Here is a 14,585-nt window from a genome sequence, read left to right as displayed (position 1 = left end):
TTCTCCTACGACTCGATCGCCACGCTGCTGATCTTTGTTGCCCTGCAGGTGCTGTTCACGGTCGTCATCAATGCGAGTCTGGGCCATGCTGTGCTCGGGATGCGCGTCGTGCCGATGGCGGGCGGCTTGCTCGGCGTCTGGCGACCGATCGTGCGCGCGCTCTTGATCGCCCTCGTGATTCCCGCTCTGCTGTTCGACGAAAACCACCGCGGATTGCATGATCGCGCGGCCGGAACCATCTTGCTGCGCCGCTAAGCGAGCCTCGGGATTAGCGAGCCTCGGGGTTAGCGAGGCTTGGGTGCCCGCGCCTTCAAGGGGTCAATGCCCTTGGGGATCGGGAGCAGGCTCGATTTGCTGAGCGACGTCAAGCGATTGCTCACGGCATACACCTCGGCCTTCGTGAGGGTCCGCTTGAGCTTGTTGAGAGTGCGCGCAAGGTTCTCGAGCTTCACGCTCTCGAGGTCGGGGCCCACGAAAATGAAGTGAACGGGAACGTTGGGCACAATGCGGCTCACGTTGCGACGCTCGTCTTCCATCATGCGACGAGTACGCGACTGGGGCCCCTCACCGATGATGACGACACCGGGCTTTCCAATGGCGCGGTAGACAGCATCCTGGGTTTTGGGGCTCACCGTGATGGGCATTTCGCTGGCTTGCCAGGCGCGGCGCAGCGACGACTTGAGAACGGCACCCACGGCACCGGGCTGGCCCGAAATCTGACGGTACGCGACACGCTCGGCGCGCCGGCCCAGCACGATGAGCACGAGAAGCACACCGAGCAAGACACCCGTCACAACCCACAAAATGCCCGCAAGCACGTCTCCGGGAGTGGCAAAGACGGCGAGCAGGACGCTTGCCAGAATCGGCAACAAGAAGACCAAGAGCATGATCCAGGGGGCGAGCGGATCCATCCGGCGCGTCATCTGGAACACCTGCCACATCTGCTTCATGCGACCGGGTTCTTTCGGGGGCTTCTGAGCGGAGGTGCGGGCCATACCTACCAGGATAGGGGCAGTGCTCCACTCCTCCTTTCCGCAGTGAGCACGCACATCGTCCCCAGGGCGAAGAACTCGTGCGTTCGGTGGCTCGGCGGCTCACGACGATGGGGTCGTGCCCCTCGACAGCGTGTCTGAAACCGACGGTGACGCTCGTCTGCGCGGAGAGAAGGGGAATGCGCATGCTCTCCCCGGCGAGCTGGGGGGCTACCGCATCGTCCGGGTGCTGTCGCACTCGCCGACCGCAACGACCCTCCTCGTGCGTGCGGGCAACGAGACGCTCGTTGCTCGGCTCTTCGCGCGTGACTGCCCATCTCACCTCATCGATGCTGAAGTCGCTGCACACGACGTGATCGCCCGGTCGGCTGCCGCGTTGCGAGAGCACGTCGTTGCGATGCGTGATCTGGTTACCGCCTCCGACCGCCGACTGGCTCTCATTCTCGACCTCGCCGCAGGCCCGTCTCTCGCTGACCTTCTCGCGTCGCGACACGGAACCTTGTCGTTGGGTGAAGCGGTCACGATTCTGGCCCCGTTGACCGATGCTCTTGATACCGCTCATGCGATGGGGCTTACGGGCTTGTCGTTTGACACAACCTCCGTCCGCTTCACCGAGGCGGGGGCACCTGTTGTGGTGCGAGTCTCTGAAGCCGTTGTTAGTCCACCGTTGCCCGAACGTTTTCGCTCGCGAGAGCCGGCGTATTCCGGCGACCGCGATCGCCGTGAGCGCCTGGCGCACGCGGTTGCACGGGCGGTGACGGCATCAGATCGACCCGCGCTCACGAGCGTGCTTTCCGGTGCCCACCAGGGCGTGTGGACCTCGGCAACCCTTTTTGGGCTCGCTGCCCCGGAGCCCGTCATTCTTCATGGGGAGACCACCAGAGATGGCACCCCCCACGACGACGGGAGTGAGCAGAACAGTGAACTCACCGTCGAGCCGCGAGTGGCAGAAGAAGAGAGTCACGACGCGACTCCACGCGGGGCAACACCCCGCTGGTTGTCCGCCGCGCTCGACACGATGGTCGCTGTGGGCGTGCCCGTGGCTCTTCGCACGGCCATCGAGACCGCCGTTCAATCGCTCATCACACGACTGAGCACGATCTCTGTCGCGATCGCACCTCTGATCGCGGCTCGGGGAGTCGCGCGTTCTCGTTTCGTCGTGGTGGGAGCGCTCGGCTGCGCAGCTCTGGTGACAGCGCTCATGATCCTGTGGGCTCCGAGTTCACCCGATGCACTGACTCTCGCCGGACCCGATGCGAGCAGCAGCGCGGCGGGCGACTCGCCGTCCGCCGCGGACGACGAGCCGTTGATCGTGCCGACGGGTGTGCCCCCAACGACGAACGTCGCGTCGGCCCGGGCGGCTGGAGCACCTGAGAGTCTTGCGGACCCCGGCGCTGATGACTGGCCTCTCCTCACTGCGGAACTGGTGTCGCGGTGGGTGAGGTGTCACGCGGCCGTGATGGATGCCGAGACAGAAGCGTCGGCGGAGTGTGTTGCCGAGGTGGCGCATGCTGGCTCTGCAGCACACAGTCTTCTTGGTCGAGAAGACCCACGCCATGCGGTTCTCGAACGATGGCTCGCCGATCGCGGTGAGTCCGTCGTTGTCGAACGCATGGGAGGTGCGGCTGTGATCGATCTCGTCGTGCCGGGCACCTCATCGTCGACGGAAACCACCACAACGTCAACGGCAACGGCCTCGCTTCTCGTGGTGAGAAGCGAGGCCGGTTGGCGTATTCGCAGCGTGCTCAGTGACGAGCAGGTCGACTAGATGCCGAGGTCCCCATCGAAGTCGGCCTCTTCGAGTCGTGCCTTGACGGCGCTCAAGAAACGTGCGGCGTCGGCGCCATCAACGATGCGGTGGTCATACGACAGAGCGAAGTAGACCATCGACCGCACGGCGATGACGTCAGAACCGTCGACCTGAATGACCGCGGGCTTCTTGCTCACGATGCCGGTTCCGAGAATTGCGACCTGCGGCAAGAACACGACGGGAGTGTCAAAGAGGGCGCCGCGCGAACCCGTGTTGGTGAGGGTGAAGGTGCCACCCGCAAGCTCGTCGGGCTTGAGCTGGTTGTCACGCGTCCGCGTGGCCAGGTCTGCGATCTCCCGGGCGAGCCCGGCAATGCTGAGGTCGCCCGCGTTGCGGATGACCGGCGTCAGCAGGCCGCGTTCGGTGTCGACCGCGATCGACAGGTTCTCCGTCTCGGGGTAGACGATCGAGTCGCCATCAACCGTGGCGTTGATAATCGGGAACGCGCGGAGCGCTTCCGTCGCCGCTTTCGCGAAGAACGGCAAGAACGACAGCTTGGTTCCGGTCGCCTTTTCGAAATCGCCCTTCACCGCGTTTCGCAGAGCGGCAACCTTTGTGACGTCAACCTCGACAACCGTCGTGAGCTGAGCGGTCGACTGCATCGAAATGACCGCGCGCTCGGCGATGACCTTGCGCAACCGCGACATAGCGGCCGTCGTGCCCCGCAACGGTGAGGTCTCGAGTGCAACCCGAGGAGCAGCGGCGCTCGAGCCGCCCGTCGAGCGAGACGCCGCCGCGACGACATCTTGCTTGCGAATGCGTCCGCCGACACCCGTGCCCGTGACACGGGTGAGGTCGACGCCGTGCTCGGCCGCGAGCTTGCGCACGAGGGGAGTGATGTAGGCCGCCGACGTCGCCGGGGCAGCTGCCGCTACAGCGGCAGCCGGGGTGACCACCGGAGCAGCGGGAGCGGGTGCGGGCGCCGCAGCAGGTGCGGGTGCCGCGACCGGGGCAGGGGCCGGAGCCGCGGCAGGGGCCGGGGCCGGTGCCGGCTCGGGAGCGGCAACGGGCTCGGGAGCCGCCACCGGTGCGGGCTCGGCAACGGGCGCCGGTGCCGGGGCTGCGGCGCTCGCGCCAGCGCCCGTACCGATGCGAACGAGCGGGGTGCCGACCTCAACGGTCTCGTCTTCGGCCACGAGGATCTCTTCGATGACACCGGCGACGGGCGACGGAATCTCGGTGTCGACCTTGTCGGTCGAGACCTCGAGCAAGGGCTCGTCGACCTCAACCCGGTCGCCGACATTCTTCAGCCATCGGGTGACCGTTCCCTCAGTGACGCTCTCGCCGAGCGCCGGGAGGTTGACGGATTCGCTCATCAGTAGTGCTCCTTCGAAACCTGTGGTGGGTGTCTAGCGTAGTTGTGGGGTCGGGGTTACATCGCGTGAAGCGGCTTGCCCGCGAGGGCCAAGAACGCTTCGCCGAGTGCCTCGTTCTGCGTGGGGTGAGCGTGCAGCAACGGCGCAACGTCTTCGGGGTGTGCATCCCAGTTGACGGCCAATTGCGCTTCGCCAATAAGCTCGCCGACGCGCGCGCCGATCATGTGCACGCCGACAACGGGGCCGTCGACAACGCGCACGACCTTGATCGAGCCGGCCGTTTCGAGAATGTGGCTCTTGCCGTTGCCCGCGAGGTTGTACTCGTAACTCGCAACAGCCGCGTCGCCGTACTGCGCCTTGGCCTTGGCCTCGCTGAGTCCGACCGAGGCGACCTCGGGCTCACTGTAGGTCACCTTGGGAATGTTGACGTCGTTGATGACAACGGGGTTGAGCCCTGCGATCTCTTCGGCGACGAAGATGCCGTGCTGGAACCCGCGGTGTGCAAGCTGCAGCCCGGGCACGATGTCGCCGACCGCGTAGAGGCCCGGGATGTTCGTCTCAAGACGCTCGTTCGTGAGCACGAATCCGCGATCCATGGCGACACCAACCTCTTCGAAGCCGAGGTTGGCGGTGGCGGGGCCACGGCCGACGGCAACGAGAAGCAGGTCAGCTTCGATCGTGGCGCCGTTTTCGAGAGTGACGACGACACCCTGGTCGTTCTGCGTCACGCTCTGGAAGCGCACGCCGAGCGTGAACTCAATGCCGCGCTTGCGGTACGCGCGCTCGAACTGCTTCGAGATCGACTCTTCTTCCATCGGCACGAGGTGGGGGAGCGCCTCGATGATGTGCACCTCAGAGCCCCACGAACGCCACACGCTCGAGAACTCCACGCCGATGACGCCGCCACCGAGCACGGCGACCTTCTTGGGCACGTAGTCGAGCTGCAGAGCTTGCTCAGACGTGATGACGCGACCACCGATTTCGAGGCCGGGAAGCGTGCGCGAGTACGAGCCCGTCGCGAGAATGACGTTCTTGCCCGTAATGGTGCTGGTGCCCACCTGCACAGTCGTGGGGGAGGTCAGGCGACCTTCGCCCTCGATCATCGTGATGCCGCGGGCCTTGATGAGGCCCTGAAGGCCCTTGTACTTGCTCGCGATGATGCCTTCGCGGTACTGAATGACCGCGGGAACGTCGATGCCCTCGAGCGTGGCCTTGACGCCGAACTTGGCCGCGTCACGCGCGGCATCGGCCACCTCTGCCGCGTGCAAGAGAGCCTTGGTGGGAATACAGCCGACGTGCAAGCACGTGCCACCCACCTTCGACTTCTCGATGAGTCCGACGCTCATCCCGAGCTGGCTGGCGCGCAAGGCAGCGGCGTAACCGCCGCTTCCGGCGCCAAGGATGACGAGGTCAAAGTTCTGGTCCGACACCGGCAGAGGCTCCTTACATCCACGAAGGATTGTCATGCGGGGGTCGACACTCGAGGTGGCGGGTCGACCCGCTGTGCGGCACGACGGTCCCGTGCCCGCAGACGAGCCTACTCCCTCGTCGCGAACCGTTCCGCGAGCCGCACGAGCAAGCGCACCATGACTCCCGAGGGGCCTTTCGGGGTGTACCCAAAAGCACCCGCGGGATTATTGGCGGGCCCCGCAATATCGAGGTGAGCCCACGGGATGCGCGGCGCATCCGCATCATCGCTCGTGGTGCCCACAAACTCGCGCAAGAAGACTCCCGCCAGCAGCATGCCCGCGGCGGTGCTGCCCGGCTTGGCGTTGGCGAGGTCAGCGACATCACTTTTCAGAAGAGGACGAAGCTCGGCGGGCAACGGCATCGGCCAGACGAGCTCGCCGGTGTCGGCGGCCGCGGCTTGCACCTTTGCGACGAGCGCGTCGTCTCCCATGAGCCCGGCATACCGCTCGCCCAACGCCACTCGAGCGGCGCCCGTGAGCGTCGCGATGTCGACGATGGCGTCGGGCCGTTCTTCACTTGCCGCAGCGAGCCCGTCGGCCATGACGAGCCGCCCTTCGGCATCGGTGTTGAGAACTTCGACGGTGGTTCCTCCCCGAATGGTGAGAACGTCGTTGGGGCGCATCGCGTTCGACGATGGCATGTTCTCGGCAAGGCACAACCACGCCGTGAGGCGCACCGGAAGCTCCAGTTGCGCTGCCGCGATGACCGCGGCGAGCGTGGTCGCAGCGCCCGTCATGTCGTACTTCATGCCAACCATGGCAGCAGCGGGCTTGATCGAGAGCCCTCCCGAATCGAACGTAATTCCCTTGCCCACAATCGCGAGGTGTCGATCACCGCTATCGCGGCGATAGCGCATCACGAGAAGTCGGGGTGGGCGAGCCGAGCCTTGACCGACGCCCATGATGCCGCCGTATCCCCCCGCGACCAGCTCGTCGGGGCCGAGTTCCTCGAATTCGATGGGGAGTTCGGCGGCGGCCGCTCGAGCTTGCTCGACAAAGGACTCGGGGTACAGATCGTTCGGGGGAGTGTTCACGAGGTCGCGCACGAGTGCCACAGCTCGCGCTGTCGCGGTTGCGGCGCGTGTGGGGGCTTCGGCGTCGGCCACGCTCGTGGCCACGGTGACCTCGGTCGTGCCAAGCGGCGCCTCGGTCGAGCGATAGCTCGTGAAGCGGTAGCTGCCCATGGCGGCACCTTCGAGTACAGCCTGCACATCGGCGGAGTTCGACGTGGGCAGGGCGAGGCCAATGCGCGCGACATTTCCGAGGGTGCGTGCCGCAGTGCCGGCCGCCGAACGCAACGCCTCGGGCGTGAGGGGGCCGCGACCGAGGCCAACGACGAGGATGCTCGTCGCCGTGACGCCCTCGGGCGCCGGCAGCCGCGCGGTTTCGTCGACGGCGCCGGTGAGACCGATCATCCGCAAGCCCGAACCGAACTCGGCGAGGGGACCCGACTCGATGCCCACGACGCTCACGGCGTCATCGCCTGCCGGGGCAAGACCGACGACGAGGGCATCAACGTCAAGGTCGTGAGCGGCACGGGCAGAGACGGCGAGCGAAGGCACAGGCATGCGCGTCATGCTATCCGCGCGTGCCTGTGGTCACTGTCTCGCGATGTTCGCTCTCGGCACGCGCCCAGCGGCCCGCCGCGTCTGATGCTGCGACCTAGCATGGAGTCATGCACAACCCGGCCGAGCTCTACACCGTCACGATGACGGAAGACCAAGTGCCGCGCGACTTGCCGCTCGTCATCGGTCTGACGGGCTTCGTTGATTCGGGAGGCGCCGTCGCGCAGGTCTCGGAGTATCTGCTCGATGAACTCGACCACCGCGAGGTGCTGGTGTTCGACAATGACGCGCTTCTCGATTACCGCGCGCGTCGACCAATCATGGTGTTCGAAGAGACCCGCATCACCGAATATCGGCGCCCCGAGCTCGCTTTGCGCCTCGCCCACGACGAGCTCGGCACACCGTTCCTTTTGCTGACGGGCTACGAGCCTGACTTTCAGTGGGAACGCTTTGTGGATGCTCTGCTCGGCATCATCGCGCGCTACGGCGTCGCGTCGACAACCTGGGTGCACGCCATCCCGATGCCGGTTCCGCACACGCGGCCCATCGGCGTCACCGTGAGCGGTGCCCGAGACGAGCTCATCGAAGCACTCTCGGTCTGGCGCCCGAGCACGCAGGTTCCCGGCAACGTCTTGCACTTGCTCGAGTATCGACTCACCGAGTCCCGCCATCCGATCGCTGGCTTTGTTCTGCTGGTGCCGCACTACCTCGCCGACACCGAGTTTCCGTCCGCGGCCGTCACCGCGCTCGAGAGCATCACGGCGGCAACCAGCCTGCTGTTTCCCACCGATCGATTGCGTGCCGAAGGCCGTGAGTTTCTCGCGAAAATCGAGGGGCAGGTCGAGGGAAACAGTGAGCTCGCCCGGCTCGTCGAGTCGCTCGAACAGCGGCACGACAGCTACATGGAAGACAACCCGCTTCGCTCGCCGTTGACCGATGAAGATGGAGAGTTGCCGAGTGCCGACTCGATCGCGGCCGAGCTCGAGAAGTTCTTGGCCTTTCGGCAAGCGGCCGATGACGACGAGACCCCCTAGGGGCGTCGTGCTCAGCGGGAGCTGAGCCCATGGACACACGCCGCGCCTGGGCGGTGCTGGTCGTCGCAACCCTTGCCTACGTCGTCGCGGTTCTCCAGCGCTCGAGCATGGGAGTCGCGACTGTCGCAGCGACAGATCGCTTTGCGATTGATGCGACGGCCTTGTCGACTCTGGGTGTCGTGCAACTCGTCGTCTACGCCGTTCTGCAAATACCTGTCGGCGTCATGGTCGACCGTTTTGGCCCGAGGGTGCTCATCGTCACGGGCGCCGCAACCATGGCGGCAGGTCAGGTCTTCGTGGCGTTCGCCGACGAGCTTCCGCTTGCGCTCGTGGGGCGCGTGCTCGTCGGTGCGGGCGACGCCATGACGTTCATCTCGGTGCTGCGGTTGCTCGGCGCATGGTTTTCGCCTCGGCGCTTGCCGCAACTCTCACAGTGGGTGGGCACGTTGGGGCAAGCCGGTCAGCTTCTCTCGGCCATCCCGTTCGCACTCGTGTTGCAGCTGAGCGGCTGGACGACCGCGTTTGCCAGCGCAGCATCGCTCTCGGTGCTTGCGGTCATCGCCGTGCTGGTGGCGGTGACGGATGCTCCCGCCGGGGCGTCGTCGCAGCGATCCAGCTCGCTGCGCACCGCGCTTAGCAGCTTGCGTGAAAGCCTGCGTCACCCCGGCACCCGCCTCGGGTTTTGGGCGCACGCGGCCACGCAGTCGAGCGGGTCGATGCTCGCCTTGCTGTGGGGATTTCCCATGCTGTCGATCGGTCTCGGGTACGGTCCTGCGCTCGCCTCGGCGATTCTAGGAGGCATGGTCGTGGTGGCCGCGATCGCCGGACCGATTATCGGCCTGCTGTCGGCGCGGTTTCCGTTCCGACGGTCAAACCTCGTGTTGGGCATCGTTGGGGCGATGGCCGTGGCGTGGGCGGTCGTGTTGCTGTGGCCGGGCATCCCACCGCTGGCGCTCGTCATTGCGCTGTTTGTCGTGGTGGCAGCGGGCGGACCCGGTTCGCTCATCGGATTCGACTTTGCTCGCAGCTACAACCCTCCTGTGCGGCATGGCGCTGTGTCGGGGTTTGTGAATGTCGGGGGGTTCACGGTCACCGTAGTGATCATGCTCATCGTCGGAGTCGTGCTTGATGCGCAAAGCCCGGGGGCAGACCCCTCGCAGTTGTACGCCTGGGAACACTGGCGCTGGGCGCTCGCCACGCAGTTTCCGATCGTGGGGTTGGTTGTCGCCCTCATGCTCGTGGCGCGATACCGCACGCGACGTCGTGTGCACGATGACGACGGGATTGCCGTGGGGCCCCTCTGGGTCGCCATCGTGAAGCGATACAGAAGACGACGGCGCGGGGGCGGAGGCCCTCGGGGGGAGTGAGGCACTGACCGCCAGCGAATGGTCTTGATCTCGCGAGCGGTGTGCGATAATGAAACTTCACGACCCAGTCAACCGGTCTCTCATGGAGCTGCTCTCGCAGTGACACGAGCGTGACGGACTTGACATGGGTCTTTGTACTGCCCGCATAACGCGAGAAGAGGGGCCCATGGCTGCCCGAGCGACCACAAAGACCACCGGCACGACCGCTGCTGACGAGAAGGCCACCACGGCGGCCGCCCCGGCGAAGACCGCTGCCAAGGCCCCCGCCGCAGCAAAGACGACCGCCGCCAAGACCGCCGCCGCGAAGGCCCCTGCTGCGGCGAAGACGACCGCAGTCGCGAAGGCACCTGCTGCGAAGGCCCCCGCGGCACCGAAGCGTGCGGCGTCGAAGAAGGCCACGGCCCCGGCCGGCGCAAACGCAGAGGGCGACGACGAGGTCATCGACCTTGATGGGATTGACCCCGAGGCGGTCGACCCCGACGCGATTGACGGCGACGGCATTGACCCTGAGGCGATTGACCCCGAAGCGGTCGAGGCCGTCATTGTGGTCGGCGACGACGACGTCGCCGATGACGCTGGCGATGACGACGCTGACGATGACGATGACGAGAGCGCAAGCGGCTCGGCAGGTCCGCTGCCCACCGGCGCGATCGTGATCTCGAACACCGATGACGACGAGGTTCCCGTCTACTCATCGGCGATCACGGGCGCAACCGCCGACCCGGTTAAGGACTATCTGAAGCAGATCGGTAAGGTCCCGCTGCTCAACGCGGCCGAAGAGGTCGAGCTCGCGATGCGTATCGAAGCGGGGCTTTTCGCCGAAGAGAAGCTGTCGTCGATGACCGAGAAGGAAAAGCGTTCGGCGCTCGGCCGTGACCTGTCGTGGGTCGCGCGCGATGGGCAGCGAGCAAAGAACCACCTGCTCGGCGCCAACCTTAGACTCGTCGTCTCGCTCGCGAAGCGCTACACCGGCCGCGGCATGCAGTTCCTCGACCTGATTCAAGAGGGAAACCTCGGTCTCATCCGGGCCGTCGAGAAGTTTGACTACACCAAGGGCTTCAAGTTCTCGACCTACGCCACCTGGTGGATTCGTCAGGCGATCACGCGCGCCATGGCCGACCAGGCACGCACGATTCGCATTCCCGTGCACATGGTCGAGGTCATCAACAAGTTGGCTCGCGTGCAGCGTCAGATGCTGCAAGACCTGGGCCGCGAACCCACGCCCGAAGAGCTCAGCCGCGAGCTCGACATGACTCCTGAAAAGGTCATCGAGGTCCAGAAGTACGGCCGCGAGCCCATCTCGTTGCACACTCCGCTCGGTGAAGACGGCGACAGTGAATTCGGTGACCTGATCGAAGACACTGAGGCCGTTGTGCCCGCCGATGCTGTCGGCTTCACGATGCTGCAGAAGCAGCTCGAGAGCTTGCTCGATTCGCTGTCCGAGCGTGAGGCGGGCGTCATTCGCATGCGCTTCGGGCTCGGCGACGGAATGCCCAAGACGCTTGACCAAATTGGTGACACGTTTGGTGTCACGCGTGAACGCATCCGTCAGATCGAGTCAAAGACCATGGCCAAGCTGCGTCACCCCTCGCGGTCGCAGGCCCTGCGCGATTACCTCGAGTAAACCGGCACTGTTCGTCGATCGTCGCGCTCTGCGCCCCGACCTCTCGGAGATCTCATGACTGCAACGCCCAACGAAGGCAAGCCGCTCGTTCGAGACGTGGCGGGTGCTGCGTTTGAGCGCATCCCGATCAAGACGCATGTCGTCATGGCCGGAGAAGACATCGTCGAGGTCGTCACGCGTTACGCGGCCGACGTGATTCGCCCGGGTGACACCCTGTTCGTGACCGAGAAAATCGTCGCGATCACCCAGGGCCGGTCGTACCCCGTCGACTCGATCGATGCGCGCCCGCTCGCGCACCGGCTCTCGCGGTACGTGACCAAGACCTCGCACGGCATAGGACTCGGTATGCCCGAGACCATGGAGATGGCGCTGCGTGAATGTGGCACCCCGCGCATTCTCTTTGCGGCTGCTGTTGCCGCCGTCACGAAGGCGCTGGGCCGCAAGGGCGACTTCTATCGCATTGCGGGCCCCAAGGCTCGCGGCATTGATGGTCCGACGCACAACACGATTCCGCCCTACAACACGCAGGTCGTGCTTGTGCCGTTGCGACCGCGAGAGGTCGCTCGTGAACTTCAGGCCGCACTGGGCGGTGCCATCGAGGTGGCGATCGTCGACATCAACGACTTCGGGGGCAACGTTCTCGGTTCGACCCTGTCGTCGGCCGCCGAAAAACAACTCGTCGGAATCCTCGCGGACAACCCTCTCGGCCAGAACCACCAGAGCACGCCGCTCGGCGTCGTTCGCCCCGCGGCCTAGCGCGGCCGCTTCGCTCGCGCGTTCACCCGCTGACGTGCTCGCGCGCTAGAAGCCGATGGCGGCGCGGTAGACCGGCAAGAGGCCTTCGCGCACGCCCGTCGCGCTGGGCTTCAGTTGAAAGACGCCTGTGTTGTAGTTGCCCTCGATGACCGCAGCGCCTGACGGTGTGATCGCAACGTCCCAGCCGACGTATCGAATGTCGGGCACTTCGCGAGCCAGCTTCTCGACGAGGGCCTGCACGGCATCCCACTGGGGTACGGCGAAACCCACGATTGACGTTCCGGAGCGCGGATGCACGGTGTAGACCCCGCCAGCACCGTCAAAGGCCGCGTAGTGAGCCACGCCGTCAGCGTCGAGCATGGTGTACATGCCGCCGTCGCTGAAGTTGTCCACATCGCCGCCGTTGCCCATCTTGAGCACACGGGCCAGCGTGTGCACGGTGCCCGCGTCGTCGAGGTAGGTGACGATTCGCAGGGTGTTGACGCTCGAGTCGTTGAGTCGAGACATCTCGGGGTGTTGCGTCAAGAATTCTTCGAGCAAGACCTGTCGGTTCGCGATGCGTGCGGCCCGGAACGCCGCCACTTCGGAGACGTCAGCGCTTGTGAACGCCTCGATGCCATCACCGCCGAGGCTGTCGGCAACTTTCGCAATCACGCGGGAGTGCCGGGCGAGAAAGGCAGAGAGTTCGTCGTCGTTTGCCGTGCGCACATCGATCCACTCTCGCCCCAGGTAGGGAGCGAACCGAACGTTGAAGAGCGCCTTATTGGCAAATGTGGAGCGGTGCTCGACGGCGTTGAGCCTGAGTGCCAAGTGGTTCGACTTCGGGTGCGTGATGAAGGTCCGTCGCTCGCGACTGGTCAGCGTGTGAAAGTCCCAGTCGAAGTAATCCTGAAACGCGGTCTCGTGTCGAACGGCCGCCCACAGCATGTCGAGGGTGATGAACAGTCGTGGCCGACCGCTTGACGCGGCAATGAGCCCCGCCAGCCGGCGAAGGTTGGCCGTGTCGATCGCGCGTGCGCGTTTGACGAGGTACCGGAGGCGATTGCCCCAGCCGAGCGACCCCGCCACTTACGCAGAAGCCGTGAGGCGGTCCGTCTCGTCGTGCCAGGCGAGTGCCGAGCCCGACAGCTTCTCTTTGAAGCGAGCCGCGTGGTGGGCGCAGAAGAGCAGCTCACCCGTGGCGAGAGTAGCCCGTACATAGGCCTGAGCGCCGCAGCTGTCGCAGCGGTCGAGCGCCGACAGAGGCGCGGTCGTGACGCTCGGGTTCTCGGTGGTGATCTGTGTCATGGGGTGCCCCTCACTCTCCGTTGGCGTCGCGAATCTCGTGAAGACACCATTGCACCACACGCCTGTGTCGAAGCCGTGTCAATACGCCTCGATTTCGCTGAACGCGTAGGCGAGGTCGAGCCACTGGCGAGGTCGTGTGATCGCGCGTCGGAGTGGGAGCCCGAGCGCGTCGGTCGGCCCGCTTACGATGAATGGCGTGCCCAGCTCTGACTACTCCGCCCGCCACCTGTCTGTACTCGAAGGTCTTGAAGCGGTGCGCAAGCGCCCGGGTATGTACATCGGCTCGACCGATTCACGCGGTCTCATGCACTGTCTCTGGGAGATCATCGACAACGCTGTCGACGAGGCGCTGGGTGGCTTTGGCACCCAGATTGACTTGAGGCTGCACCCCGACGGCAGCGTCGAAGTGCGTGACCGAGCTCGAGGCATTCCCGTTGACATCGAGCCCAAGACCGGGCTGAGTGGCGTCGAAGTTGTCTTCACCAAGCTGCACGCCGGCGGCAAGTTTGGTGGCGGGTCGTATGCCGCATCCGGCGGCCTGCATGGTGTTGGGGCCTCGGTCGTCAACGCCCTCAGCCAGCGGCTCGACGTTGAGGTTGATCGTGATGGCGCCACGTGGGCAATGTCGTTTCACCGCGGCGAGCCCGGTGTTTTCGCCGACGATGCCAGTGGGCCGCGGCCTGACGCGCCGTTCTCGCCATTTGTCTCGGGCAGTGAGTTGCGCAAAGTAGGCAAGGTCGCCAAGGGCGTCACCGGAACCCGTATCCGGTATTGGGCCGACCCGCAGATTTTCACGAAAGGCGCGAGCTTTCTCACCGAAGAACTCATCGGCCGGTTGCGCCAGACCGCTTTTCTCGTGCCGGGCATCACGCTCGAGCTCACGGATGATCGGGGGGCCGAACCGGTCACCGAGTCATTCCGGTTCGACGGGGGCATTAGCGAGTACGCCGACTTCTTGGCACCGGATGCTCCGCTCACCGACACGTGGCGCATCACGGGCAGCGGCACGTTCACCGAGACGGTGCCCGTGTTGCAAGACAACGGGCACATGGTTCCCACCGAGGTTGAGCGCGAGTGTGTTGTCGACATCGCCCTCCGCTGGGGAACGGGGTACGACACCACTTTCCGCTCGTACGTCAACATCATCGCGACGCCGAAGGGCGGAAGCCACCAGCTCGGTTTCGAACAGGGACTGCTGAAGTTCTTGCGCGCCGAGGTTGAGAAGAACGCGCGTCGCCTGAAAGTCGGCACCGACAAACTCGAGAAAGACGACGTACTCGCTGGCCTCACGGCCGTGCTGACGGTGCGCTTGCCCGAGCCACAGTTCGAAGGCCAGACGAAAGAGATTTTGGGCACGCCCGCCGT

At 65.2% G+C, this 14,585-nt stretch carries 13 protein-coding genes; 7 read left to right on the top strand and 6 right to left on the bottom strand.

Annotated features, from left to right (window positions below):
* On the top strand, positions 1-255 hold a 255-nt coding region (locus tag SFU54_RS08250), incomplete at its 5' end, for an RDD family protein (RefSeq protein WP_319015802.1).
* A gap of 29 nt (positions 256-284) precedes the next feature.
* On the opposite strand, the gene SFU54_RS08245 is transcribed toward SFU54_RS08250, so the two are convergent.
* Positions 285-995 (bottom strand): DUF4191 domain-containing protein, encoded by a 711-nt coding sequence (locus SFU54_RS08245; RefSeq protein WP_319015801.1) that lies wholly within the window; start codon positions 993-995, stop codon positions 285-287.
* Positions 996-1,110: 115 nt separating this feature from the next.
* On the opposite strand from SFU54_RS08245, the gene SFU54_RS08240 reads away from it, so the two are divergent.
* Complete coding sequence (locus SFU54_RS08240; RefSeq protein WP_319015800.1) at positions 1,111-2,760, top strand: hypothetical protein; 1,650 nt, start codon at positions 1,111-1,113, stop codon at positions 2,758-2,760.
* On the opposite strand, the gene sucB is transcribed toward SFU54_RS08240, so the two are convergent.
* The 3 genes from sucB to SFU54_RS08225 form a co-directional block, all read right to left on the bottom strand.
* Entirely contained in the window at positions 2,757-4,118 is a 1,362-nt protein-coding gene (gene sucB / locus SFU54_RS08235; protein WP_319015799.1) for a 2-oxoglutarate dehydrogenase, E2 component, dihydrolipoamide succinyltransferase, read from the bottom strand. The genes SFU54_RS08240 and sucB overlap by 4 nt on opposite strands.
* 56 nt (positions 4,119-4,174) lie before the next feature.
* On the bottom strand, positions 4,175-5,548 hold the full coding sequence (lpdA, locus tag SFU54_RS08230; RefSeq protein ID WP_319015798.1) for a dihydrolipoyl dehydrogenase: 1,374 nt from the start codon (positions 5,546-5,548) through the stop codon (positions 4,175-4,177).
* 107 nt (positions 5,549-5,655) lie between these two features.
* Positions 5,656-7,155 carry a leucyl aminopeptidase gene (locus SFU54_RS08225; RefSeq protein ID WP_319015797.1) on the bottom strand — a complete coding sequence of 500 codons (1,500 nt, stop codon included), beginning with the start codon at positions 7,153-7,155 and terminating at the stop codon, positions 5,656-5,658.
* A gap of 107 nt (positions 7,156-7,262) precedes the next feature.
* Between SFU54_RS08225 and SFU54_RS08220 the strand changes: the two genes are divergently transcribed.
* The 4 genes from SFU54_RS08220 (at position 7,263) to SFU54_RS08205 (ending at position 11,933) form a co-directional block, all read left to right on the top strand.
* On the top strand, positions 7,263-8,186 hold the full coding sequence (locus SFU54_RS08220) for a PAC2 family protein (RefSeq protein WP_319015796.1): 924 nt from the start codon (positions 7,263-7,265) through the stop codon (positions 8,184-8,186).
* Positions 8,187-8,215: 29 nt separating this feature from the next.
* Complete coding sequence (locus SFU54_RS08215) at positions 8,216-9,553, top strand: MFS transporter (RefSeq protein ID WP_319015795.1); 1,338 nt, start codon at positions 8,216-8,218, stop codon at positions 9,551-9,553.
* 166 nt (positions 9,554-9,719) lie between these two features.
* Positions 9,720-11,177: an RNA polymerase sigma factor gene (locus SFU54_RS08210; protein WP_319015794.1), complete on the top strand. Its 1,458-nt coding sequence runs from the start codon at positions 9,720-9,722 to the stop codon at positions 11,175-11,177.
* A 54-nt stretch (positions 11,178-11,231) separates the two neighbouring features.
* Entirely contained in the window at positions 11,232-11,933 is a 702-nt protein-coding gene (locus SFU54_RS08205) for a coenzyme F420-0:L-glutamate ligase (protein ID WP_319015793.1), read from the top strand.
* A gap of 45 nt (positions 11,934-11,978) precedes the next feature.
* Here the strand turns inward: SFU54_RS08205 and SFU54_RS08200 are convergent, their stop codons facing one another.
* Both SFU54_RS08200 and SFU54_RS08195 read right to left on the bottom strand, forming a co-directional pair.
* The gene (locus tag SFU54_RS08200; RefSeq protein ID WP_319015792.1) at positions 11,979-13,001 is read right to left on the bottom strand and encodes a sugar-transfer associated ATP-grasp domain-containing protein; all 1,023 of its coding nucleotides are present in this window, start codon (positions 12,999-13,001) and stop codon (positions 11,979-11,981) included.
* Positions 13,002-13,220, bottom strand: coding sequence for a hypothetical protein (locus SFU54_RS08195; protein ID WP_319015791.1), 219 nt, complete (start codon positions 13,218-13,220; stop codon positions 13,002-13,004). It lies immediately after the preceding gene.
* Positions 13,221-13,416: 196 nt separating this feature from the next.
* Between SFU54_RS08195 and SFU54_RS08190 the strand changes: the two genes are divergently transcribed.
* On the top strand, positions 13,417-14,585 hold a 1,169-nt coding region (locus SFU54_RS08190; protein ID WP_319015790.1), incomplete at its 3' end, for an ATP-binding protein.

It is taken from the genome of Microcella sp., assembly GCF_033763155.1.
Lineage (GTDB): Bacteria > Actinomycetota > Actinomycetes > Actinomycetales > Microbacteriaceae > Microcella.
Note: the sequence above shows the minus strand (reverse complement) of the source record. Positions and strands in the feature narration are given on the sequence as shown.